At 65.3% G+C, this 21,737-nt stretch carries 18 protein-coding genes; 10 read left to right on the top strand and 8 right to left on the bottom strand.

The genetic code is table 11. The annotated features are described in order from the left end of the window. Positions 1–85: 85 nt before the first annotated feature. The 3 genes from FGS76_RS15305 to FGS76_RS15290 all read left to right on the top strand — a co-directional run bounded on the left by FGS76_RS15305 (position 86) and on the right by FGS76_RS15290 (position 4,072). Positions 86–559: a peroxiredoxin gene (locus FGS76_RS15305; RefSeq protein ID WP_138773504.1), complete on the top strand. Its 474-nt coding sequence runs from the start codon at positions 86–88 to the stop codon at positions 557–559. Between the two features lie 401 nt (positions 560–960). After that, positions 961–2,976, top strand: a complete 2,016-nt coding sequence (locus tag FGS76_RS15295) for a hypothetical protein (protein WP_240692559.1) — start codon at positions 961–963, stop codon at positions 2,974–2,976. 253 nt (positions 2,977–3,229) lie between these two features. Then, complete coding sequence (locus FGS76_RS15290; protein WP_138773502.1) at positions 3,230–4,072, top strand: mechanosensitive ion channel family protein; 843 nt, start codon at positions 3,230–3,232, stop codon at positions 4,070–4,072. Positions 4,073–4,082: 10 nt separating this feature from the next. On the opposite strand, the gene FGS76_RS15285 is transcribed toward FGS76_RS15290, so the two are convergent. After that, the gene (locus FGS76_RS15285) at positions 4,083–4,424 is read right to left on the bottom strand and encodes a DUF3301 domain-containing protein (protein ID WP_138773501.1); all 342 of its coding nucleotides are present in this window, start codon (positions 4,422–4,424) and stop codon (positions 4,083–4,085) included. Between the two features lie 280 nt (positions 4,425–4,704). On the opposite strand from FGS76_RS15285, the gene FGS76_RS15280 reads away from it, so the two are divergent. Then, the gene (locus tag FGS76_RS15280; protein WP_138773500.1) at positions 4,705–6,162 is read left to right on the top strand and encodes a catalase; all 1,458 of its coding nucleotides are present in this window, start codon (positions 4,705–4,707) and stop codon (positions 6,160–6,162) included. A 77-nt stretch (positions 6,163–6,239) separates the two neighbouring features. Here FGS76_RS15280 and FGS76_RS15275 read toward each other — a convergent pair whose 3' ends face one another. Both FGS76_RS15275 and FGS76_RS15270 read right to left on the bottom strand, forming a co-directional pair. Beyond that, the gene (locus tag FGS76_RS15275) at positions 6,240–7,001 is read right to left on the bottom strand and encodes an ABC transporter permease (RefSeq protein WP_138773499.1); all 762 of its coding nucleotides are present in this window, start codon (positions 6,999–7,001) and stop codon (positions 6,240–6,242) included. Continuing rightward, on the bottom strand, positions 7,001–7,939 hold the full coding sequence (locus FGS76_RS15270; protein WP_205717276.1) for an ABC transporter ATP-binding protein: 939 nt from the start codon (positions 7,937–7,939) through the stop codon (positions 7,001–7,003). The genes FGS76_RS15275 and FGS76_RS15270 overlap by 1 nt, the downstream gene beginning before the upstream one ends. Positions 7,940–8,085: 146 nt before the next feature. Between FGS76_RS15270 and soxR the strand changes: the two genes are divergently transcribed. The 3 genes from soxR to FGS76_RS15255 all read left to right on the top strand — a co-directional run bounded on the left by soxR (position 8,086) and on the right by FGS76_RS15255 (position 10,006). Beyond that, positions 8,086–8,553, top strand: coding sequence for a redox-sensitive transcriptional activator SoxR (soxR, locus tag FGS76_RS15265; protein ID WP_138773588.1), 468 nt, complete (start codon positions 8,086–8,088; stop codon positions 8,551–8,553). Positions 8,554–8,638: 85 nt separating this feature from the next. After that, positions 8,639–9,073 carry a hemerythrin domain-containing protein gene (locus FGS76_RS15260; RefSeq protein ID WP_138773497.1) on the top strand — a complete coding sequence of 145 codons (435 nt, stop codon included), beginning with the start codon at positions 8,639–8,641 and terminating at the stop codon, positions 9,071–9,073. Between the two features lie 102 nt (positions 9,074–9,175). Next, the gene (locus FGS76_RS15255) at positions 9,176–10,006 is read left to right on the top strand and encodes an HAD family hydrolase (protein ID WP_138773496.1); all 831 of its coding nucleotides are present in this window, start codon (positions 9,176–9,178) and stop codon (positions 10,004–10,006) included. 35 nt (positions 10,007–10,041) lie between these two features. On the opposite strand, the gene FGS76_RS15250 is transcribed toward FGS76_RS15255, so the two are convergent. Then, on the bottom strand, positions 10,042–10,794 hold the full coding sequence (locus FGS76_RS15250) for an SDR family NAD(P)-dependent oxidoreductase (RefSeq protein WP_138773495.1): 753 nt from the start codon (positions 10,792–10,794) through the stop codon (positions 10,042–10,044). A gap of 177 nt (positions 10,795–10,971) precedes the next feature. Here FGS76_RS15250 and FGS76_RS15245 point away from each other — a divergent pair, with 177 nt between their 5' ends. Next, entirely contained in the window at positions 10,972–12,402 is a 1,431-nt protein-coding gene (locus FGS76_RS15245; protein ID WP_240692558.1) for an amidase, read from the top strand. Here FGS76_RS15245 and mmsB read toward each other — a convergent pair whose 3' ends face one another. The 4 genes from mmsB to FGS76_RS15225 form a co-directional block, all read right to left on the bottom strand. Further along, positions 12,403–13,296, bottom strand: a complete 894-nt coding sequence (mmsB, locus tag FGS76_RS15240; RefSeq protein WP_138773494.1) for a 3-hydroxyisobutyrate dehydrogenase — start codon at positions 13,294–13,296, stop codon at positions 12,403–12,405. A gap of 56 nt (positions 13,297–13,352) precedes the next feature. Beyond that, positions 13,353–14,504, bottom strand: a complete 1,152-nt coding sequence (locus tag FGS76_RS15235; RefSeq protein ID WP_138773493.1) for an acyl-CoA dehydrogenase family protein — start codon at positions 14,502–14,504, stop codon at positions 13,353–13,355. 71 nt (positions 14,505–14,575) lie between these two features. Next, positions 14,576–16,081: a CoA-acylating methylmalonate-semialdehyde dehydrogenase gene (locus FGS76_RS15230; RefSeq protein WP_138773492.1), complete on the bottom strand. Its 1,506-nt coding sequence runs from the start codon at positions 16,079–16,081 to the stop codon at positions 14,576–14,578. Between the two features lie 48 nt (positions 16,082–16,129). Further along, positions 16,130–17,440, bottom strand: a complete 1,311-nt coding sequence (locus FGS76_RS15225; RefSeq protein ID WP_138773491.1) for a GntP family permease — start codon at positions 17,438–17,440, stop codon at positions 16,130–16,132. 141 nt (positions 17,441–17,581) lie between these two features. Between FGS76_RS15225 and FGS76_RS15220 the strand changes: the two genes are divergently transcribed. Next, positions 17,582–18,496 (top strand): AraC family transcriptional regulator, encoded by a 915-nt coding sequence (locus FGS76_RS15220; RefSeq protein ID WP_138773490.1) that lies wholly within the window; start codon positions 17,582–17,584, stop codon positions 18,494–18,496. A 106-nt stretch (positions 18,497–18,602) separates the two neighbouring features. Beyond that, entirely contained in the window at positions 18,603–21,737 is a 3,135-nt protein-coding gene (locus FGS76_RS15215) for a carboxypeptidase-like regulatory domain-containing protein (protein ID WP_170214491.1), read from the top strand.

The following is a 21,737-nucleotide window of genomic DNA, read 5'->3' as shown; positions in this document are numbered from 1 at the left end:
GCGCCGATGCGCCGGTCCGGGCTCGGCGCGGCACGGCCGGGTCTGTTACATTCGTGGTCCTTTCCGCAATTCACAGGACACGACCATGACCATTGCCGTAGGCGACAAACTCCCCGACGTGACCATCAAGACCAACGGCGCCAAAGGCCCCGAGGACCTGTCCACCGGCGACTTCTTCAAGGGCCGCAAGGTGGTGTTGTTCGCGGTGCCGGGCGCCTTCACTCCCGGTTGCTCCAATACCCACATGCCGGGCTTCGTGGTGAACGCGGACGAGATTCTTGAGAAAGTCGACGCCATTGGCTGCATGGCGGTGAACGACGCCTTCGTGATGGGCGCCTGGCAGGACAACCAGAACGCCGAGAAGATCACCATGCTGGCCGACGGCAACGCCCAGTTCACCAAGGCGCTGGGGCTGGAACTGGACGCCAGTGGTGCCGGCCTGGGCATCCGCAGCAAGCGCTTCGCGCTGATCGCCAATGACGGCGTGGTGGAGTACCTGGGCGTGGACGCCAAGGGTGTGGAGGAAAGCAGCGCCGAGACCGTGCTCAAGCAGCTCTGACCCGGTTCTCCCCCGTGCCAGGCACGGGAAAGTGAGGGGCGTGCCGGTGCCAATCGGCGCGCCCCTTTTCGTTTGGGGCGTTGTCTTTTTGCGACAGACGGGCGGCAAGGCGCCTCGATCCGCGCATAGCACGCTTTTGGTTATAAATAACAAGATATCCAGCACATTCCGCTATTTTGGCCCGTCCGGAACGTAAAACATTACCAAGACGTTACATGCCGCACACATTTTGAAGCGCCCGGGTTGCGTTTGAGTGGCGCCGTAACAGCTCTTAAAGCAAGGCCGACATTTTTTCATTGCCACCCTTTGTACATTCCAATTGTGCACTGTCGCCCTTCTAGTCCGGTTGTAGGGGGGAGGGGACAGCGACTGATACGGATAAAACTCAAGGAGGGTGGATCATGTTCCGGTCCCTGGCGAAAACACTGGTTTTGATGATGATGTTGGCGGCTCTGGCCGCCTGTGGTGGCGGCGGCGGCAGCAGCGGCGGCGGCTCAACGGGTAATGGCGGCGCGGAAACGCCCAACAACCCCGATAATCCGGATAACCCGGGTGATCCCGGCGACCCGGGCGATCCTGGTGATCCGGGCAACCCCGGCGACCCGGACGATCCGGACCAACCGGGCAACCCCGGTGACGATATGGACGACGAGGAGCGCGCAGCCACCGTCGGTCTGATCGACTCCAGCAACCATTTCACCGCTTCCGTTTGCCCCAGCACGGTGCTGAACGTGCCGCTGGGCCAGGCCATCGACGTGGTGACCTGTGAAAACGAAGCGCTCACCGATATCTCCCTGGGCAACGACAACCTGCTCGGCCTGGTGTGCGCCGACACGGTGGCCGGCACCGACACCGCCCTGGTGGAAAGCCTGTCCGACGTGGAATTCCTGCCCAACTGCGTGATGGAAAGCACCGTTTACCTGCGCGACACCATCACCGGCCTGCTGGACGGTACCAGCCCGGTGACCCAGGCGCTGTGCCCGGACGCGGACAACCCGGTGCTGTGCGTGGTGGACGTGCTGGAAACCACCCCGGAGACCCTGCAGAGCGTGTTCACCGTGCTCGGCTGCGAGGACGCCCTGAACCCGCAAACCTGCCTCACCGGAGTGGCCAACAACCTGGCCAGCGGCGAGCTGCTGATCAGCACCGCCAACACCCTGACCACCGCGGTGTGCCCGCTGGCCAGCAATGCCGGCGAGTTTGATCCCCAGGCCTGTATCACCCAGGTGCTGCAGGGCGTGGGCTCGGTGCTCAACCTGAGCGGCCTGCCCGGCGTGGACCAGATCTGCGGCGCCACCGCCGATCCGCTGACCTGTCTGCTGGAATCCGGCGAACTGCTGGCCCCGGTGACCGATGCTCTGGGCGAGGTGCCGGTGGCCGGCGAACTGGTGAACAGCCTGCTGGGCGCCATCGATAGCGATCCGGGCAACCTGGACCTGCTGGAAACCCTGCCGCAACTGCTGGCCGGCATCCCGGTAGTGGGTGACCTGATCGGCGAAGCCCTGGAAAACGGCGGCGGTGAAGACGCCAACCCGCTATTCGCGCTGCTGGAACAACTGCAAGGCCTGCCGGAGATGGTGGCGGAAGTGCCGGTGCTGGGCGACCTGCTCAACGGCCTGGCCGGTGGCGATGCCGGTGGCCTGCCCCTGGACAGCCTGGACCTGGAAGCCCTGTCCCAGGCACTGACCAGCGGCGATCTGTCACAACTGAGCGAGCCGGTGCAGGAAGTGCTGGACCAGGTGCCGGTACTGGGCCCGCTGGTCGGCCAGCTGCTCGGCGCGGTGAACTGCGAATCCGGTGACCCGCTGCAATGCCTGACCTCCGCCAGCGACCAGCTTGGCCAGTTCCCCGAACTGCTGGGCGAAGTACCGGTACTCGGCGACCTGCTCAACCCGCTGCTCGGCACCCTGATGGGCGCGGTCGATGGCGGCGGTGAAGGCGGCGACCCGCTGGCCAACCTGACCGGCGCGCTGGACCAACTGCCGGTGGCCGGTGAGCTGCTCAACGAAGTGCTGGGCACCCTGCTGGGCGGCGAAGGCGGTGTCGACCCGAGCAACCCGGGCGACCTGCTCAACCCGGCCCTGGGCCTGCTCGAAGAAGTGCCGGTGCTGGGCGACCTGACCAACGAACTGCTCGGCGGCCTGCTCAGCGGCGGCCCCCTGGACGGCGAAGCCGGCCTGGAAAACCTGCTGGGCGGTCTGCTCGATCAGGACTTCGCGCTGATTCCGGCGGTGGGCGCTCTGCTGGAGCAGATTCCCGCCCTGGGTGAGCCGCTGGTGATGGTGCTGGACACCGTGGCCGGCGACGAGGGCCTGCTGGAAACCGTTCTTGCCCCGATCTCCGATGTGCTGGAAGGCATTCCCGGCCTGGGCGACCTGCTCGGTGGCCTGCTCGACGGGCTGTTCGGCTGGGGCTGAATTCTCCCTCTCTCTCCGTAAGTGCCTATGCCCCGGCTTCGCCGGGGCTTTTTTTGTCCCGCCAGTTCACCGTAGGAGCGGCTTCAGCCGCGATGCGGATGGCACGCCACCACGGATCGCGGCTGAAGCCGCTCCTACATTGCTTTCCAGCCTTCGCGGCGCCTAATCAACAAAAAAAGTCACCCGGGTCTGGACAGCCCGCCGCCGGCGGGTATGTTTATGCTTTTTTCACGCCTGAATGGAGCGCGTATCGATGGATCAATACACCGGGCAGCTGCAAGCCTTCCTGAATGAGAACCTGGTGCCCTACGTCTGGAACATCCTGGCGGCCCTGCTGGTCTTCCTGATCGGCCTGTGGATCGTGGGCCGCCTCAGCAACTGGATACAGACGCTCCTCGGGCGGCGCCTGGACAGCACCGTGGCCCGTTTTCTCGGCCGCCTGGTGCATGTGGTGCTGTTCCTGTTCGTGGTGATCGCGGCCCTGGACCGGCTGGGGGTGCAGACCACCTCCCTGGTGGCCATCGTCGGCGCCGCCGGCCTGGCGGTGGGCCTGGCCCTGAAGGATTCCCTGAGCAACTTCGCTTCCGGCGTCATGTTGATTCTGTTCCGACTGTTCCGGGAAGGGCACTACGTGGAAGTGGCCGGCACCGCCGGCACGGTCAGCGAGATCCGCATCTTCGCCACCGTGCTGACCACCGCCGACAACAAGGTGATCACGGTGCCCAACGGCAAGATCATGGCCGGCAACATCGTCAACTATTCCGAGAAGCCCACCCGGCGCCTGGACCTGGTGTTCGGCGTGGCCTATGACGCGGACCTGAGCCAGGTGAAGCGGATTCTGGAAGAGGTGGTGGCCGCCGAGGAGCGCTGCCTGCCGGAGCCGGCCCCCACCATCGCGGTCAGCGAACTGGCGGACAGCTCGGTCAACCTGGTGTGCCGGCCGTGGGTGAAAACCGCCGACTACTGGGCGGTGAAATGGGCGCTGACCGAGCGCGTCAAAGGGCGCTTCGACGAGGCCGGCATTGCCATTCCGTTCCCGCAAATGGACGTGCACCTGGAGCAGCCGGAACCGGCCGCCGAGGCCCAGCGGGTCTGAGCCCCCGGGCTCAGTGCAGCTGGTCCGGCTCGCGGGTGAAGCGGTGTGGTGGCAGCACCACCCGCCGCACCCGCTCCCCCAGCACTTCCGTTTCGCCCTTATAGCGCTCGCCACCGGTGACCGTGAACTCAAACTCGTAAAGCCGCCACAGGCGCAGGCGGCCGTGTTCATCGCGGCGCGGCCGCAACCGCTTGAGGCCCACGGTCTGGTCGAGCAACAACACCTGCTCCTGTTCGCAATGCCGGCGGGTGGCGCGCAGCGCCGTCTCGCGGATGCGCTGGGCGCGCCAGAACAGCGCCGCCATGATCACCAGGGCGGCCAGCAGCAAAATGTCGGTAAGGGCGAGGTTCACGGGCGTCGTCGCTGTCTGCAATTCCAGTCATGGTAAGCGGCGGCGGCCGGGCTGGCCATGGTCGCCGAGCCGGTGGCGCGGGCCATCCCACCGTTCATTAATTCTTGTAAAGTTCGATTGGCGGCCTCTATCCGTGGTCGCCATGCCCTGCGACTGTATCCCAAAGCGTGACGGCAATTGAAGCGGCCTGGAATTCCCGGGGCCGCTGCTCGCCGTTTTTTGGTGCCGCGCCGCCGGATGGTTCATGCGGGTGCGCGGACAGCAGGAGGGAGAACCCGTAATGAGTGACAATCGCAAGCCAACCACCACCGACGCCGGTATCCCGGTCGCCAGCGATGAACATTCCCTGTCCGTGGGGCCGGATGGTCCGATCGTACTGCACGATCACTACCTCATGGAACAAATGGCCGCCTTCAACCGGGAGATGATTCCCGACCGCCAGCCCCACGCCAAGGGCGGCGGCGCCTTCGGCCACTTCCAGGTGACCCGGGACATGAGCCGCTACACCAAGGCGGATTTCCTGCAACCGGGCAAGAAAACCGACGTGCTGATCCGCTTCTCCACGGTGGCCGGTGAAGCCGGCAGCCCGGATACCTGGCGCGATCCGCGCGGTTTCGCGGTGAAGTTCTACACCGAGCAGGGCAACTTCGACATGGTCGGCAATAACACGCCGGTGTTTTTCGTGCGCGACCCGATGAAGTTCCAGCACTTTATTCATTCCCAGAAACGCCGCGCCGACAACGGCCTGCGCGACAACGACATGCAATGGGATTTCTGGACCAACGCGCCGGAATCCGCCCACCAGGTCACCTGGCTGATGGGCGACCGGGGCGTGCCCGCCACCTGGCGTCACATGAACGGCTACTCCAGCCATACCTACATGTGGGTGAACGCCGACGGCGAGCGGTTCTGGGTGAAGTACCACTTCAAGACCGACCAGGGCATCAAGTGCATGACCCAGCAGCAGGCGGACGAAATGGCCGGCAGCGACGCCGACTACCACCGCCGCGACCTGTTCCAGTCGATCAAGCGGGGCGACCACCCGAGCTGGACCCTGCATGTGCAGATCATGCCGTTCGAGGATGCGAAAACCTACCGCATCAACCCGTTCGACCTGACCAAGGTATGGCCCCACGACGACTACCCGTTGCACGAGGTGGGCAAGCTGACCCTGGACCGCAACCCCAGCGACTTCCACAGCGAAATCGAGCAGGCCGCCTTCGAGCCCAACAACTTCGTGCCCGGCACCGGCCTTTCCCCGGACAAGATGCTGCTGGCGCGGGCCATCTCCTACGCCGACGCCCACCGCGCCCGGCTGGGCGTGAACTATCGCCAGATTCCGGTCAACGAACCGAAATGCCCGGTGCACAGTTACAGCAAGGGCGGCGCCATGCGCATGCGTAACGCCAGCGACCCGGTCTATGCCCTGAACTCCAAGGGCGGCCCGGCGGCGGACCCGGAACGTTATCCGGAACAGGCGGTATGGGCGGCGGACGGCGAGTTCGTGCGCGCCGCCTACACGCTGCGCCCGGACGACGGCGACTTCAACCAGGCCAACGACTTGGTGAACAAGGTGATGGATGACGCCGCCCGGGACCGGCTGGTGAACAATGTGGCCGGCCATGTGCTGGACGGCGTGGAAGAGCCGGTGCTGTCCCGGGTGTTTGAATACTGGCGCAACGTGGACGAAACCATCGGCAAGCGCATCGAGGAAAAGGTACGCGCCGAGAAGAAATAGCCCTTCGCCGCCTGCCCGGTAGGAGCGGTTTCAACCGCGATCGCGGCTAAAGCCGCTCCTACGGGGAGTGGGCAGGCTCAGGTTCGCAACCGGTAGCCGGTTTTAAAGATCCAGGTAATCAGCCCCACGCACAACAGCATGAACAGCAGCGTCATGCCCAGGCTCACGGCCAGATGCACGTCGGCCACGCCATAGAAACTCCAGCGAAAACCACTGACCAGATACACCACCGGATTGAACAGCGTCACCGTCTGCCAGAGTGGTGGCAGCATGTTCACCGAGTAGAAGGTGCCGCCCAGAAAGGTCAGCGGCGTGACGATCATCATGGGAATGATCTGCAGCTTCTCAAAGCCGTCCGCCCACACCCCGATAATGAAACCGAACAGGCTGAAGGTCACCGCCGTGAGCATCAGAAAGCCGACCATGGCGAACGGATGGGCAATACTGAAATCCACGAACAGCCGCGACGTGGCCAGAATCAGCAAGCCCAGAATGATCGACTTGCTGGCCGCCGCGCCCACATAGCCGAGCACGATTTCCAACGGTGAGATTGGCGCCGACAGCACCTCATAGATGGTGCCGGTGAACTTGGGCATGTAGATGCCGAAGGACGCGTTGGAAATACTCTCGTTGAGCAGCATCAGCATGATCAGACCGGGAATGATAAAGGCGCCATAGCTGATGCCGTCGATCTCCACCATCCGCGAACCGATCGCCGAGCCGAACACCACGAAATACAACGAGGTGGAAATCACCGGTGAGGCGATGCTTTGCAGCAGGGTGCGCCAGGTGCGCGCCATCTCGAACAGGTAGATTGCCTTTACGCCATGCAGGTTCATCACTGGTCTCCCGTGCCACGGTGGTGGACCAGGTCCACGAAGATATCCTCCAGCGAACTTTCGCGGGTGCGCAGATCGCGGAACTCGATGCCCTGTTCGCCGAGCCGGCGCAGCAGCCCGGCGATGTCGCCCTGGTCGTGGCGGGCGTCGAAGCTGTACACCAGTTCGTAACCGTCCGCTTCCACGGCCAGGTTCAGATCCGCCAACGCCGCCGGGACCGTTTCCAGGGGCGCGGCCAATTGCAGGCGCAGTTCCTTGCGGCCCAGCTTTTCCATCAGGGTGCGGGTGTGCTCCACCACGATGATCTGGCCACCGCTGATCACGCCCACCCGGTCGGCCATTTCCTCCGCCTCCTCGATATAGTGGGTGGTGAGAATAATGGTCACGCCCCGCTCGCGCAGGCCGCGTACCAGATTCCACATATCCCGGCGCAGCTCCACGTCCACACCGGCGGTGGGCTCGTCGAGAAACAGAATGTCCGGTTCATGGGCCAGCGCCTTGGCGATCATCACCCGCCGTTTCATGCCGCCGGACAGCGCCATGATCTTGTCCTTGCGCTTATCCCACAGCGACAGATCGCGCAGCACTTTTTCCACATAGGCCGGATTGGCGGGCTTGCCGAACAGGCCCCGGCTGAAGCTCACCGTGGCCCACACCGTCTCGAAGGCATCGGTGGACAGCTCCTGGGGCACCAGCCCGATGCGGCCCCGGGCCGCCCGGTAGTCCCGGCGGATGTCATGGCCATCCACGGTCACGGTGCCCGACCCCGGGTTGACGATGCCGCAGACAATACTGATCAAGGTGGTCTTACCCGCGCCGTTGGGGCCCAACAACGCGAATATTTCGCCCTTGCGGATGTGCAGGTTCACATCGCGCAGGGCGGTGAACCCGGACTCGTAGGTCTTGCTGAGCCCGTCGATGGCGATGATGTCGGACACGTACGCTCCTCGCGGCTGAACGGATGAAAACGCCATTCTACGTCTTGTGGCGTGACGAAAGGGAAGGCAGCATAAAAGCTTAACCAATATTGAGGTCAACAATGACGAAAAACACCCGGCAAGGCGGAGTCACCGGCCAGGCTCCCATGGACCCGCCGGCCATCGATATGGGCAAGGCCCTGACCGTGGGCGAGGTGGCCAAACGCAGCGGCGTGGCGGTGTCCGCGCTGCACTTTTATGAGCGCAAGGGCCTGATCGAAAGCCACCGCAGCGCCGGCAACCAGCGCCGCTACCACCGCGACGTGCTGCGCCGGGTGGCGGTGATCAAGGTGGCGCAACGGATCGGTATTCCGCTGGCGGAGGTGGCCGGTGCCCTGGCCGCGCTGCCGCCCGGACGCAGTCCCACGGCCCGGGACTGGTCGCGCCTGTCGGCGCGCTGGCGTCAGGATCTGGACGAGCGTATCGAGCATCTCACCCAGCTGCGCGACCAGCTCGACGATTGCATTGGCTGCGGCTGCCTGTCGCTCACCGCCTGCCGCCTGCGCAATCCGGGGGACACCCTGGCCGAGACCGGCGCCGGCGCCCGCCGCTGGGAAAGCAGCGGCGATGAATAAGGGTAAATTCCGGTAAAGCGGGGACGGCGTGGCGGCGCTTTGGCGGTACAGTAATAACCCTGCAAACGCCAAGGAGATGGAGACCATGAATCTGTTCGAAGCGCTGCGCGCCGATCACGACACCCAGCGAACGCTGCTGGATCTGCTGGTCAAAACCCACGGTGATAGCGAAGGCCGCGAGGAACTGTTCGAGAAGGTGAAGAAGGAACTCTCCGCCCATGCCGCCGCCGAGGAGCGGGCCCTGTACGTGCCGATGATGGAGCAGGACCTGACCCAGGAAAAAGCCCGCCACAGCGTGGCCGAACACCACGAGATCGATGAGCTGGTGGAAGAATTGGAGAACACCGACTTCAGTTCACCGGGCTGGGTGGCCACCGCCAAAAAACTCCAGCATCTGGTCACCCACCACCTGGACGAAGAGGAACAGGAAGTGTTCCAGCTGGCCGGCCGCGCCCTGGATGAGCAAGCCAAAACCCGTCTGGCCGGCACCTACCGGGAGGAAATGGCCGCCGCCAAATAGGCCCGCCGCGTCCGCCCGCGCAGGCCGGGCGGCATGAGCGGCGCCGCCGGCCGGTTTGCGTTAAGGTCATTCGAGTAAGGGACAGCGAGGAGACGCGCTACCGTGAGTATTCTGCAACTGCCCCACGCACCGCCGACGGCGGTGCTGATCGACTGGCACGCCACCCTGGTGGACACCCACGACGCCATGTACCACGCCGTGGACGATGTGCTGCCGCGTCTGGAGGAATTGGGTCTGTGGGACCGGCTGCTGGAGCCCCAGGAGTCCAAGACCATCGAGGACGCCAAGCTGGTGAAATACGTCCGCGAGCATCACAAGCTGCACCCGAAGATCACCGCCCAGCGCAAGATTTCACGGACCGACATCTTCGAGGTGCTGTTCGGCGCCGACGGCGACGCCAAACGGCGTATCCATGAGGCCTTCGATGCCTGCTACAAAAACTACGTGGACGACGTGCACCCGCTGGAGCCGGATATCCGCCCGCAGCTGGAACGGCTGCGGGCCGCCGGGGTGCCGGTGGGGGTGATCTCCAACCGCAAGCGGGATTTCTTTGAACACGAGCTGCGCATCGTGGACGGCAACGGTTGGGAGGACCTGTTCGATGTGACCGTGTGCGGGGACGACGTGGAGAACCGCAAGCCGGCGCCGGACATGCTGCTCAAGGCCCTGGACCAGCTCGGCCTGACGCCCGGCGAGCATTGCTGGTATGCCGGCGACAGCACCACCGATGTGATCGCCGCCAAGGACGCCGGCGTCACCGCCATTTTCTACAACGGCGCCCATTGGTCGCAAAGCTGGCTGGACAAAATCTTCCCCGGCACCGTCACCCACCCGCACCGGCCTGACGCGGTGGTGGACAGCATCGGCGGGCTCACCCGTCTGGCCCGGCGGATGCTGGCCAACGGCAAACGGGTGGAACGGGCGCGGGCCTGAGCGCGCGCCGCCGGGCCTTCGGCCCGGGGCGGGGCTCAGGACAGAACCTGGCCGCCGTCCACCACCAGGGTCTGGCCGGTGATCCAGCTGGCCAGATCGGAGGCCAGGAACAGGGCCACGTTGGCCACCTCCTCCGGGGTACCAAGGCGCCCGAACGGAATGCCGCCGCGTATCCGTTGATAGAGATCCGGATTGTGCTGGCGGGCCTGGTCCCAGACGCCGCCGGGGAACTCGATGGAGCCCGGCGCCAGGCCGTTGACGCGTACCCCGTGGGGCGCCATGGCCACCGCCAAGCTGCCGGTGTAGTGCGCCACCGCCGCCTTGATGGCGGCGTAGGGGGCGGTGCGGGTGGACGCGTGCAGGGCGGCGATGGAGGCGATATTGATGACGGTGGCCCCCGGGCTTTGTTTCAGGTGGGGCAGGCACAGATGGGCGGCGCGCACGGTGCCCATCAGGTCCACCTCCACGCTGCGCATCCAGCCGTCCTCGTTGTCGTCGCGGCCGAACGCGGAGGCGCAATTGACAAGCACGTCCAGGCCCCCCAGTTCGGCCAGGGCGGTTTCCAGATAGCCTTCCAGGGACGCCTTGTCGCCGATATCGCAGGGCGCGGTGTGCAGGGCCAGGCCGTCGCCGGCGGCGTCCTCGCGCAGGGTCTCCAGGGCGGCCTCGCCCCGGGCGCACACCGACACGCGGGCGCCGGCCCGGGCGAAGCCCAGAGCGATGGCGCGGCCGATGCCCTTGCTACCGCCGGCCACGATCACCCGCCGGCCATTGAAGTCGAATTGCATGGTCTCTCTCCCGTAAAACGAAAGCCCAACTGTACGCCCAACCGGGCCCCCGGGCAGCCGCAATTGGCCCGCTCTGAATTTGGCACCATGGTACATTCAGGTGCTGATACTTCCGCGAAACGGCGGCCACATAACAACAAGCGGCCACAACAAGCGGCCAACAACAGGAGGGCCACCATGGGCACCCCGATGAGCGATCCGCGCCAACGCCTGCACGCCTTTACCGACGACGCCCTGGGCGATCACGATGCCACCGGGCTGGCCTCGCTGATCAAGCAGGGCGCGGTCAGCGCCGTTGAAGTGACCGAAGCCGCCATCGAGCGCATCGGCCGGGTGGACCCGCAACTGCACGCGGTGGCCCTGGAGACCTTCGAGCGCGGCCGTGGCGAGGCGGCCCGTTGCGGCGGCGGCGCCTTTGCCGGCGTGCCCACCCTGATCAAGGACAACATCGACGTGGCCGGCCTGGCCACCGGCCACGGCTCGGCGGCGGTGCACACCCGGCCGGCGGACAAGGACAGCGATTTCACCCGCCAGTTTCTTGCCCAGGGTTTCGTTCTGCTGGGCAAGAGCCGGCTGCCGGACTTCGGTTTCAGCGCCAGCACCGAGTTCATGGACCAGCCGGCCACCCGCAATCCCTGGCACACCGGCTATTCCTCTGGCGCCTCTTCCGGCGGCGCCGGCGCCCTGGTGGCCGCTGGTGCTCTGCCCATCGCCCACGGCAATGACGGCGGCGGTTCGATCCGCATTCCCGCCGCCTGCTGCGGCCTGGTGGGGCTCAAACCCACCCGGGGCCGGCTGGTGAAGTCGGAGGCCTCCCAGTCCCTGCCGGTGGATCTGATCAGCGAAGGGGTGCTGACCCGCAGCGTCCGCGACACCGCCGCTTTCTTCGCCGCCGCCGAGCGCTATTACCGCAACCCCAAACTGCCGGCCATCGGCGAGGTCACCGGCCCGGGCCGGCGCCGGCTGAAGGTGGGGCTGGTGCTGGATTCCATTACCGGCAGCGCCACCGACGCGGACACCCGCGCGGCGGTGGAGGACAGCGCCCGGCTGCTGGCGGACCTGGGACACCATGTGGAAGAAGCACCGATCCCGCTGAAGCCCTCGTTCATCGACGACTTCGTCACCTACTACGGGATGATGGCGTTCATGGTCAGCCGTTTCGGCGCGCGGCTGTTCGGCGCCGGGTTCCAGGCCGACCGGCTGGACGATCTGACCCTGGGCCTGGCGGCCTACTATCGCCGCCGGCTGTGGAAGACGCCGGCGGTGCTCTACCGCCTGCGCCGCACCTGGCAGGAGTACGCGGACAGCTTCCGCCACTATGACGTGGTGCTGTCGCCGGTGCTGGCCCGTACCGTGCCGGAGCTGGGTTACCTGAGCCCGACCCTGCCGTTCGAGACGCTGATCGACCGGCTGATCAAATACGCCAGCTTCACGCCGGCCAACAACGCTTCCGGCAGCCCGGCGATTTCGTTGCCGCTGGGTGCCAGCGCCGAGGGGCTGCCCATCGGCGTGCAGCTGGCGGCGGTGCAGGGCGGCGAGCGTACCCTGCTGGAACTGGCCTATGAACTGGAGGCCGCCCGTCCCTGGCGGCGCATTCAGGACGCCTGATCAGCTTTCTTCCTTGCGCTTGAACTGCGCCAGGATGCTGGAAAAGTCCTTATTGCCGTAACCCTGGTTGGCGTGGCTGGCATAGAGGCTGCGCGCCAGGGCCCCCATGGGCGTGGCGGAGCGCGAGGCCAGCGCCGCTTCCAGGGCCAGGCCCAGGTCCTTGTTCATCAGATTGACGCCGAAGCCGCCGTCGTAATTGTTGGACGCCGGCACGTTGGGCATCACGCCGGGCCAGGGGTTGTAGACCTCCAGGGACCAGTTGCCGCCGGAACTGACGCGCATGATCTCCGACAGCACCCTGGGGTCCAGGCCGTGGTCGGCACCCATCTGCAGCGCTTCGGCGGTGCCGATCATGTGCACGGCGAGCAGCATGTTGTTGCAGATTTTCGCCACCTGTCCGGCCCCCGGCGGGCCGGCGCGGAACACGTTCTTGCCCATCACGTCGAGAATCGGCCGGGCCCGTTCCACCGCCGCTTCGCTGCCGCCGCAGATAAAGGTCAGGGTGCCGGCGCGGGCGCCGCCCACGCCGCCGGACACCGGCGCGTCGATCATCTGCCGCCCGGACGCCTCGGCGGCTTCCGCCACCCGCCGGCTGGTGGCCGCGTCGATGGTGGAGCAGTCAATGATCAGCGCGTCCGCGCCGATCGCCGGCAGGATGCCGTCGTCGCCCAGGTACAGGCCGGTGACCGCCGCCGCCGAGGGCAGCATGCTGATCACCACCTCGGCGCCATCCAGGGCGTCCGCCGGGGTGTCGGTGGTGTGCACGCCACTTTCCTCGGCGGCCACCAGCAGGGCGGGCACCAGATCGAAGGCGGTCACGTCGTGGCCGGCGGCGGCCAGGTTGGCGGCCATCGGGCCGCCCATGTTGCCCACGCCGAAGAAACCGATTTTCATGATGATCTCCTTATTGTTCTCGGGCCGCAGGAGCGGCTTCAGCCGCGATCCGGCGTTTATAAAAACGACAAATCCTTGAGCACCCGGCGGGCGATGATTACCCGCATGATTTCGTTGGTGCCTTCCAGAATCTGATGCACCCGGCTGTCGCGCACATAGCGCTCCAGCGGGTACTCCTTGATGTAGCCGTAGCCGCCATGCAGCTGCAGCGCCTGGTTGCAGACGTCAAAACACAAATCCGTGGCCAGCCGTTTGGCCATGGCGCAGTAGGTGCTTTTGTCCGCGTCGCCCTGGTCCAGCTTCCAGGCCGCCAGCCGCACCAGCTGTTGCGCCGCCACCAGGTGGGTGGCCATGTCCGCCAGGCTGAACTGGGTGTTCTGGAACTCGGCGATGGCTTGCCCGAACTGCTTGCGCTCGCCCACGTAGCTCTGCGCCTGGGTGAGGGCGGCGGTGGCGGCGCCCAGGGAGCAGCTGGCGATATTGATGCGGCCGCCGTCCAGGCCGGCCATGGCGATACGAAAGCCCTGGCCCTCGTCACCGATGCGCTGGTCCGCCGGCACCCGCACGTTCTCCAGGGTGATGGCCCGGGTGGGCTGGCTCTTCCAGCCCATCTTTTCTTCGTTGCGGCCATAGCTGACGCCGGCCGCGTCCGCCGGAATGGCGAAGCAGGAAATGCCACCGGCGCCGGGCCCGCCGGTGCGCGCCATCAGCACCAGCACGTCGGTGTCACCGGCGCCGGAGATAAACACCTTGGCGCCGTTGATCACATAGTCATCGCCGTCGCGCTTCGCGGTGGTGCTCAGCGAGGCGGCGTCGGAGCCGGCGTTGGGCTCGGTGAGGCAGTAGGAGGCCAGCGCCTCGCCGCTGATCAGCGGTGCCGCCCAGCGCGCCCGCACCGCCTCACCGCCGAAGTGGGTCAGCATCCAGGTGGCCATGTTGTGGATGGTGATAAAGGCGGTGGTGGAGGTGCAGCCGGCGGCCAGCTGCTCGAACACCAGCGCCGCGTCCAGCCGGCTCAGCCCCAGGCCGCCGTGTTCCTCGTCGCAGTACAGCGCGCAGAAACCCAGCTCGCCGGCGCGGCGGATGGTGTCCTTGGGAAACACGCTGCCCGCGTCCCACTCGGCGGCGAACGGCGCCAGCTCCTTGTCGGCGAACTGGCGTGCCGTGTCCCGGAACGCCAGTTGTTCTTCGTTGAGGGCGAAATCCACGTTTGATCCTCGCGGTTCGCGGCTGAAGCCGCTCCCACCGATACCTGTAGGAGCGGCTTCAGCCGCGATCATCATTTCAGGTTAATGGTCATGTTCGGCCCGCCATGGGTGGCGTCCGGAATATCGTCGTCGAACCAGCGGCTGGTGACCGTCTTGGTCTCGGTGTAGAAGCGCACCGCCTGCTTGCCGTAGGCGTGCTGGTCACCGTAGAAGGAACCCTTCCAGCCGGTAAAGCTGAAGAACGGTAGCGGCACCGGAATCGGCACGTTGATGCCCACCTGGCCCACTTCGATCTCATGGCGGAACTTGCGCGCCGCCGCGCCGTTGGCGGTGAAGATCGAGGTGCCGTTGCCATAGGGGCTGTTGTTGACCAGCTCGATGGCTTCGTCGAGGGTGTCCACGCACATGCAGCACAGCACCGGCCCGAAGATTTCCTCCCGATACAGCGCCATTTGGGGCGTCACATCGGAGAACAGGGTGGGGCCCACCCAGTGGCCATCCGGCAAGCCCTCCACGCTGCACTCGGAGCCGTCCAGCAGGCAGGTGGCGCCTTCTTCCTTGCCCTGTTGGATCAGGGTGAGAATGCGCTCCCGGGCCTTGGCGCTGATCTGCGGGCCATAGGCGGCCTGGTCGTCGTCCCAGGCGCCCGGGCGCACCGCCGCGAACTGGTCCTTGAGTTCGTCCAGCCATTGTTTCGAATCACCCACGAACACCGCCACGCTGATCGCCATGCAACGCTGGCCGGCGGCACCGCAGGCGGAACCCACCAGGTTGCTGAGCACCTGGTCCTTGCGGGCGTCGGGCATCACTACCATGTGGTTCTTGGCGCCGGCGAAACACTGGGCGCGCTTCAGATGGTCGGTGGCGGTGCGGTACACGTGCTGGCCCACCGGCACCGAGCCGACGAACGACACCGCCTTGATCTCCGCATGGGTGAGCAGGGTGTCCACCTGGGTCTTGCCACCGTGCACCACCTGCAGAAGGTTCTTCGGCGCGCCGGCCTCCAGGAACAGCTCGGCCAGCAGGTTGGGGGTCATCGGGTCCTGTTCCGAGGGCTTGAGCACGAAGCTGTTGCCGCAGGCGATGGCCATGGGGAACATCCACAGCGGAATCATCGCCGGGAAGTTGAACGGGGTGATACCGGCGCACACGCCCAGGGGCTGGGTCCAGGAATGGCTGTCGATGCCACGGGCCACGTTCTCCACCGTTTCGCCCATCATCAACGAGGCGATGTTGGCGGCGTGTTCCACCACTTCAATGCCCCGCCACACGTCGCCCTTGGCGTCGGCGAATACCTTGCCGGTTTCCTTGGCCAGGACCTTGGCGATGTCGTCATGGCGCTCCTTGAGCAGATGCTGATAGCGCAGCATCAGCCGGGCACGCTCGGACACCGGCACGTCACGCCATTCCAGAAAGGCGGCCTTGGCGGCGGCGATGGCCTGCTCCATTTCGTCGGCGGTGGCCGCCGGCGCTTCGCACAGCACTTCGCCGCTGGCCGGGTTGGTCACGGGGATCCAGGTGTCGGTGGCGCTTTGTCGGAACTCGCCCTGAATCAGTTGCGGAAGTCGGTTGCTCATAACGCTTTCTCCTTGCATTTTTTTGGCCGTATTCGGAGGCCGGCGTCGTTACACCAGCGTATACAGAACCACCGCCAATACCAGCACCACCGAGGGCACCAGCACACTGGCGATGAACACCATCGGGTAGGCCCGCTGGTGGGTTTCCTTGCAGACCGCGCGGATGGTGGTGACCACGTAGCCGTTGTGCGGCAGCGAATCCAGACCGCCGGAAGCCAGCGCCGAAATCCGGTGCATGGCGCCGTTGTCCAGGCCCATGCCCTGGTAGATCGGCGCCAGGATCGGCAGGGCGATGCCCAGGCCGCCGGAGGCGGAGCCGGTGATGCCGGCGATCACCGTCACCGCCATGGCCAGGCCGGCGTATTCCAGCCCGGGCAGGCCGGTGAGCACCGCCACGATTTCCTTGAACGCCGGCGTCAGTGCCGCCACCGCGCCGAAGCCCACCACCGCGCAGGTATTGGCGGTGGCCACCAGCGCGTTGTCGGCGCCGGTGCCCAGGGTGCGGGCGCGCTGATGAAGAGGACGGCGGAACAGCACGAAGCCGAGCAGCAGGCTGGCGCCCATGGCCACCAGCAGGGCCTCCACCGGGCGCATGCCCAGGGCCAGCGACAGCAGGTTGAAACCGCCCACCAGCACCAGCAGGGGCAACAGGGCCGCCCAGGTGGGCACCGCCACGCCGTCGTCCCGGCCGTGCTGGCGCACCGCCGCCGCCGGCGGGTCGAAGGTCTCGCCGGCGTTCACCGCCCGGCGCACCCGGTGGCGGATTGCCCAGGCGCCCAGCACCAGAATGGTCAGCGCGCAGATCACCCCGATCATGCCGCCGGCCACCGCGGTGGTGCCGAAATGCTCGGTGGGAATCAGGTTCTGTACTTCCGGCGACCCGGGGGAGGTCATGGTGAACGAGATCGACCCGAACACCATGGCGCCGGGAATAAAGCGGTGGGGCAGGTTGGCCGCCTTGAACAACTCGAAGGCGATGGGGTAAACGCTGAAACCGACCACGAACACGCTGACCCCGCCGTAGGTGAGGATCGCCGAGGCGCCCACCACCGCCATGATGGCGCGCTTCTCGCCAAACCAATGGCTGGACTGGCGGGCGATGGCCTTGGCGGCGCCGCTGTCGTCCATCAGCTGGCCGAAGATGGCGCCCAGCAGAATGGCCGGAAACCAGGCGGTGAAGAAGCCGGTGAAACCGGCCATGTAACTCTCCAGCATGGCCTGGTCCAGTGGCAGGCCGCTGCACACCGCCACCAGCATGGCGCACAGCACCGCGGAGATGATGATGTTGACGCCTCGCATGGTCAGCACCACCAGTAACGCCAGGCCGGCGAACAGCCCGAGGAAGCTGGCTACAAGCATGAGCTCTCCCTGTTTATCCTGTTGTTGTTCTTCCGATGAGGCAGGTTCGGCACCATCGCGTTTTTCAATTATTGCTATGGTGTACCACAGCCCAATGGGCGATAAGATGGCTTTAATTGATGGGGGATGGACAGAATTGCTATGAGCGGAACCGGTTCACAGGTGGAAACCTCCCAGTGGCCGCTGCCGGAAAGCGGCCGGCGGGTGGTGATTCCCCAGAGCCTGGTGGCGGAGCTGGCGACGCACCCGCTGTGCCGTGACTGCCTGCCCCTCGGCGCCGGTTTTTACCCCAGCGCCGCCGGCCATCACATGGATCGCCGGGCCCCCCGGGACCACCTGTTGATCTATTGCCTGGCCGGGTCCGGGGAGGCGCGCCTGGAGGGCCGCTGGCGGCCGGTCAGCGCCGGCGACGTGCTGCTGTTCCGTGAGGGCCGCCCGCACCGCTACCGGGCCAACCCGGACGACCCCTGGACCATCTACTGGGCCCACCTGGGCGGCGACCGGGTGGACGACTATTTCGACGCGGTGCTGGACCGGCCGGACGCCTTTGCCGCCCATGTCGGCCATCACCCGCGCCTTACCGAAGACCTGGACGCCCTGCTGGTCACCGTGACCCGCTTTCGCGGCGACCACCTGATCTACGCCGCCAACCTGCTGAAAAGCCTGCTCTCCTACATGGCCCTGATGCGCCGCCAGCGCCAGGAGCGCAGCGACGCCCTGGACGTGGCCCGGGTGCAGGCCTGGCTGCGCTTGCGGCTGCACGAACGGGTGGACCTGGACACCCTGGTGGCCGCCACCAGCGACCTGTCCCGCTACCACTTCATCCGCGAATACAAACGCCAGACCGGCCAGACCCCGATGCAGGCCTTTCAGCATCTCAAGGTCAGCCGCGCCTGCTACCTGCTCGACATCACCGACCTGAGCGTGGCCGACATCGCCCAGCAACTGGGCCACGACGACCCCTACTACTTCTCGCGCCTGTTCAAGAAAGTGATGGGCATGGCGCCCCGGGACTACCGCCGGGAGCATCTGGCCGGCGGTCAACTTCCTACATAATATTGCGAATCATTATCACTTAGATTATCTTCCCCGGCGTCCTTACACCGAAGCGAACCTGGGGGAACCCGTCATGTATCAGCGATGCACGCGCTGGGCACGGCCCGTGGCCGTGGCCCTTTTTCTTGCCCTGCTGGCCGCCTGCGGCGGCGGTGGGGGTAGCAGTGGCGGGGGGGACGGAGGCGCAAGCGGCTCAGCCGGCGTGTCCGGCCGCGTCACCGATCCCGGCATTGCCGGGGCGTTGGTCAAGCTGCAAAGCGCCAGCGGTAACGCCCTGGCGGTACCGGTGCGCAGCGACGCCAACGGCGGCTTCCGGTTCTCCGTCTCCTCCGGCGCCAACCTGAGCGGTGCCCGGGTGGTGGCCCAGGGTGGCGTGGATTCGCAAACCGGGCAGGACTTCACCGGGCTGACCCTGGTGGGGCCGGTGTCCGGCGGCAACGGCCTGGCCACGCCGGTGAGTACCCTGGTGATGGCGCTGGTGGACGACGGCAGCGATCTCGACAGCGCCGGCCAGACCGTGGCCGGCTGGCTCGGCCTGGACGCCACCCGGGTGCTGGACGACCCGGCCACCGACGGCGACCTGCAACGCCAGTCCCTGCGGCTCACGCTGCTGGGCGTGGCCCTTAACCGGGAAAGCCGGCCCATGACCTGGCTGGTCGACGCCCTGCGCGACACCGGCGACCTGGACGCCGCCCGTGAATGGCTGGCCACCGATCCCAAACTTACCGAGGCCAGCCGCCAGCGCATCATCGGGCTGGAACAGCAATTCCAGGCGGTGGCCGAAGCCGCCCCGGGCCAGGGCGCCGACGCGGTGGTGGCCGCCGCCAAACGCATCGCGGTGCGCCAGGGCATCACCCTCTACCTGCGCGATGCGTTCGGGCAAAACACCGACGACGAGACCAGCCAGGCCAACATCGCCGCCCTGGCCGACACCCTGATCAGCGCCAACGGTGGCGCCGGCGTTCCCGCCGGCGGCGCCCAGATTCGTAACCTGATGCGCTATGTGCTGCAAAGCTACCAGCTTGACCCGGCCGCACTGTCGCAAAGCGGCTTCACCGTCCCCGCCGGCCTCGGCGGCGACAGTGACATCGCCCGCATCACCGGCCTGCGCGCCCTGGACCACCGCATTCCGCTGACCAACGCGGAAAAACTCGGCATGGACAGCGACGCCCGCCGGGAATACTTCTACGCCTCCGATCTGTCCCCGTTCCATCGCGCCGAACGGCTGTTTGATGGCGTGCTCGACGACCTTATCCTCGACCCGGTGTATGAAGAAATCGCCGAAGGGTTGGCCTTCGCCGGCCAAGTTGGCGAAGCAAAAACTGTTCTAAGGACCCGCGTCTTCCAGCCTTTCCTGCGCGCGAGGACGGCGCAAAGGATCGCGTACAGGCTGATCGAGACGGGTTCGCATAACGAAGCGAAAGCGATGGTCGATACTTCCCTCTCCGAGTTGGACGGAATTATCGAGGCAAAGGGATTGGAAAACCTTACTGCCCCGGAAGCCGATCTTTACAACTCGCTGGTGCTGGACTACCGGCGACTGGGAGAGATTGAAGCTTCACAGAGGGCCATCGATAACGTGATCGATTACGTCTCCCTCTATGAGGGGCGCCCTTATCAGTCGGTTTACGGAAAGCTGCTGACGGCAATACGTGATAACGCTGAATTATCAGTAGAAAAAGCGGTTGAACAGGAGCTTGTAGAGCCCTTTCTGAATGATGCCATACAGAGTGTCGATCTTTTCACTCGATTTGTTCTCGGCACCGGATACCAGGTCAGAAGTGGTTGCACGCACTATAAGCTGCGTACTTTCTATCTTACCTATTCGGCCGGTTACTACTACGCGTTAGGTGCGGACCAGGAGCTCGAAAATATCATCGATCTTTTCGAGCAAACCAGAAATTTAACGCCATGTAACCTGGAGCAGACGGATGTCTACGTGGAAAGGATGGCTGCGTACTACGTCGCAACCGATCAAGTGGACCGTTACCTTCAACAGGTAGAAGAAACCATTACGGATCCTCGCGAGATTGAAGATGCTTTGCAGAACATCAATGTCGGAATAGCGTTTGAGGCTGTCGTGGAAGGAGATCTGCAAGGGGCTCTCGACGGCTTGCGGCGGAACTACCCAGAGCCGGAGGAATATCTGGGGTACCTGATTGATCAGTCGGGTACCGCGCACGGGCTCGCGGAGGCTCTCTACAGAAATGGCTATGTTTTGCTTGGCGATCAGGTAAGAGGCGCTGCCTGGAACTTCTATCTATCCGACGAATATCGGGATACGTACGTGCAAGATTACAACGCCTTGCTCGGTAACGGTTGTTTGAGACTGGTTCAGTTCGCGGAAAATTGGGGCGACATTGATACCGCCCGCAGCTGGATGGGCAATTGTGCCTCCGTTGCGGATGAGATTCTGAAAAGTATCACAGGCAAGGATGAGAGATTTGCAATTCTTACCGGGATTGCCATCTACCAGAATCGCCTGGGGCTGATTGCCGAGGGGAGCGCCACTATTGCCCGGGCGGAAAGTGAGATCTCCGCCATGTTGGGAAGGGATTACGACAAAGCATTACTACGGTTGATCTCTCTGTCGCTGGACAACGACAACCTGGGCCTGGCGCTGGACTACGGCCGCGAAGCGCAAACCCGCTACTTCCAGGAAGCGGCGGGCGCCACCAACGACAGCACCCGCAGCTCGGCCATGTCCGGTGGCCTGTCGTTGGCCACCAGCCTGAACCAGGTCGCCGAACAGGCGGGCCGCATGGCTCTGCGTGCCGGTGCACTAAACGTCACCGACCAGCAAAACGTGGCGGACGCCCGGGCGGCGGCGCGGGATCTGATTCTGGGTAACGGTAACCAGCTGGGCGTGGCCAACCTGGCCGACGCGCAGCTGTCCGACAGCTCACGGCTGACCTATCTGAATCAGGCCGTGCTGGTGCTGGCCAAAGCCCGCTACTACGACGAGGCGGTGGCGCTCACCGAGAAGGATGGCCTCTCCAACAACGACCGCAATCTGATGCTGCAAAGTATCGCCACGGCAATGACCGGTGAAAACGATTTCGCCAAGGGCGCCATCGCGGTACGGGATACGGATGGCGATGGCCGCCCGGACTTTTTCAACCTCGGGGTCGACGCGGAGGACATCGCGGCCAGTGCTTTGCAGCTGGATAACGATCTGGACGGTGACGGCATCACGGACGATGAGGATTCCACGCCCTTCTGCGCGTCCTGTGATGGCTGA

The organism is Alloalcanivorax gelatiniphagus (assembly GCF_005938655.1).
GTDB classification, from domain to species: domain Bacteria; phylum Pseudomonadota; class Gammaproteobacteria; order Pseudomonadales; family Alcanivoracaceae; genus Alloalcanivorax; species Alloalcanivorax gelatiniphagus.
This window is presented reverse-complemented; position numbering and strand designations above follow the sequence as displayed.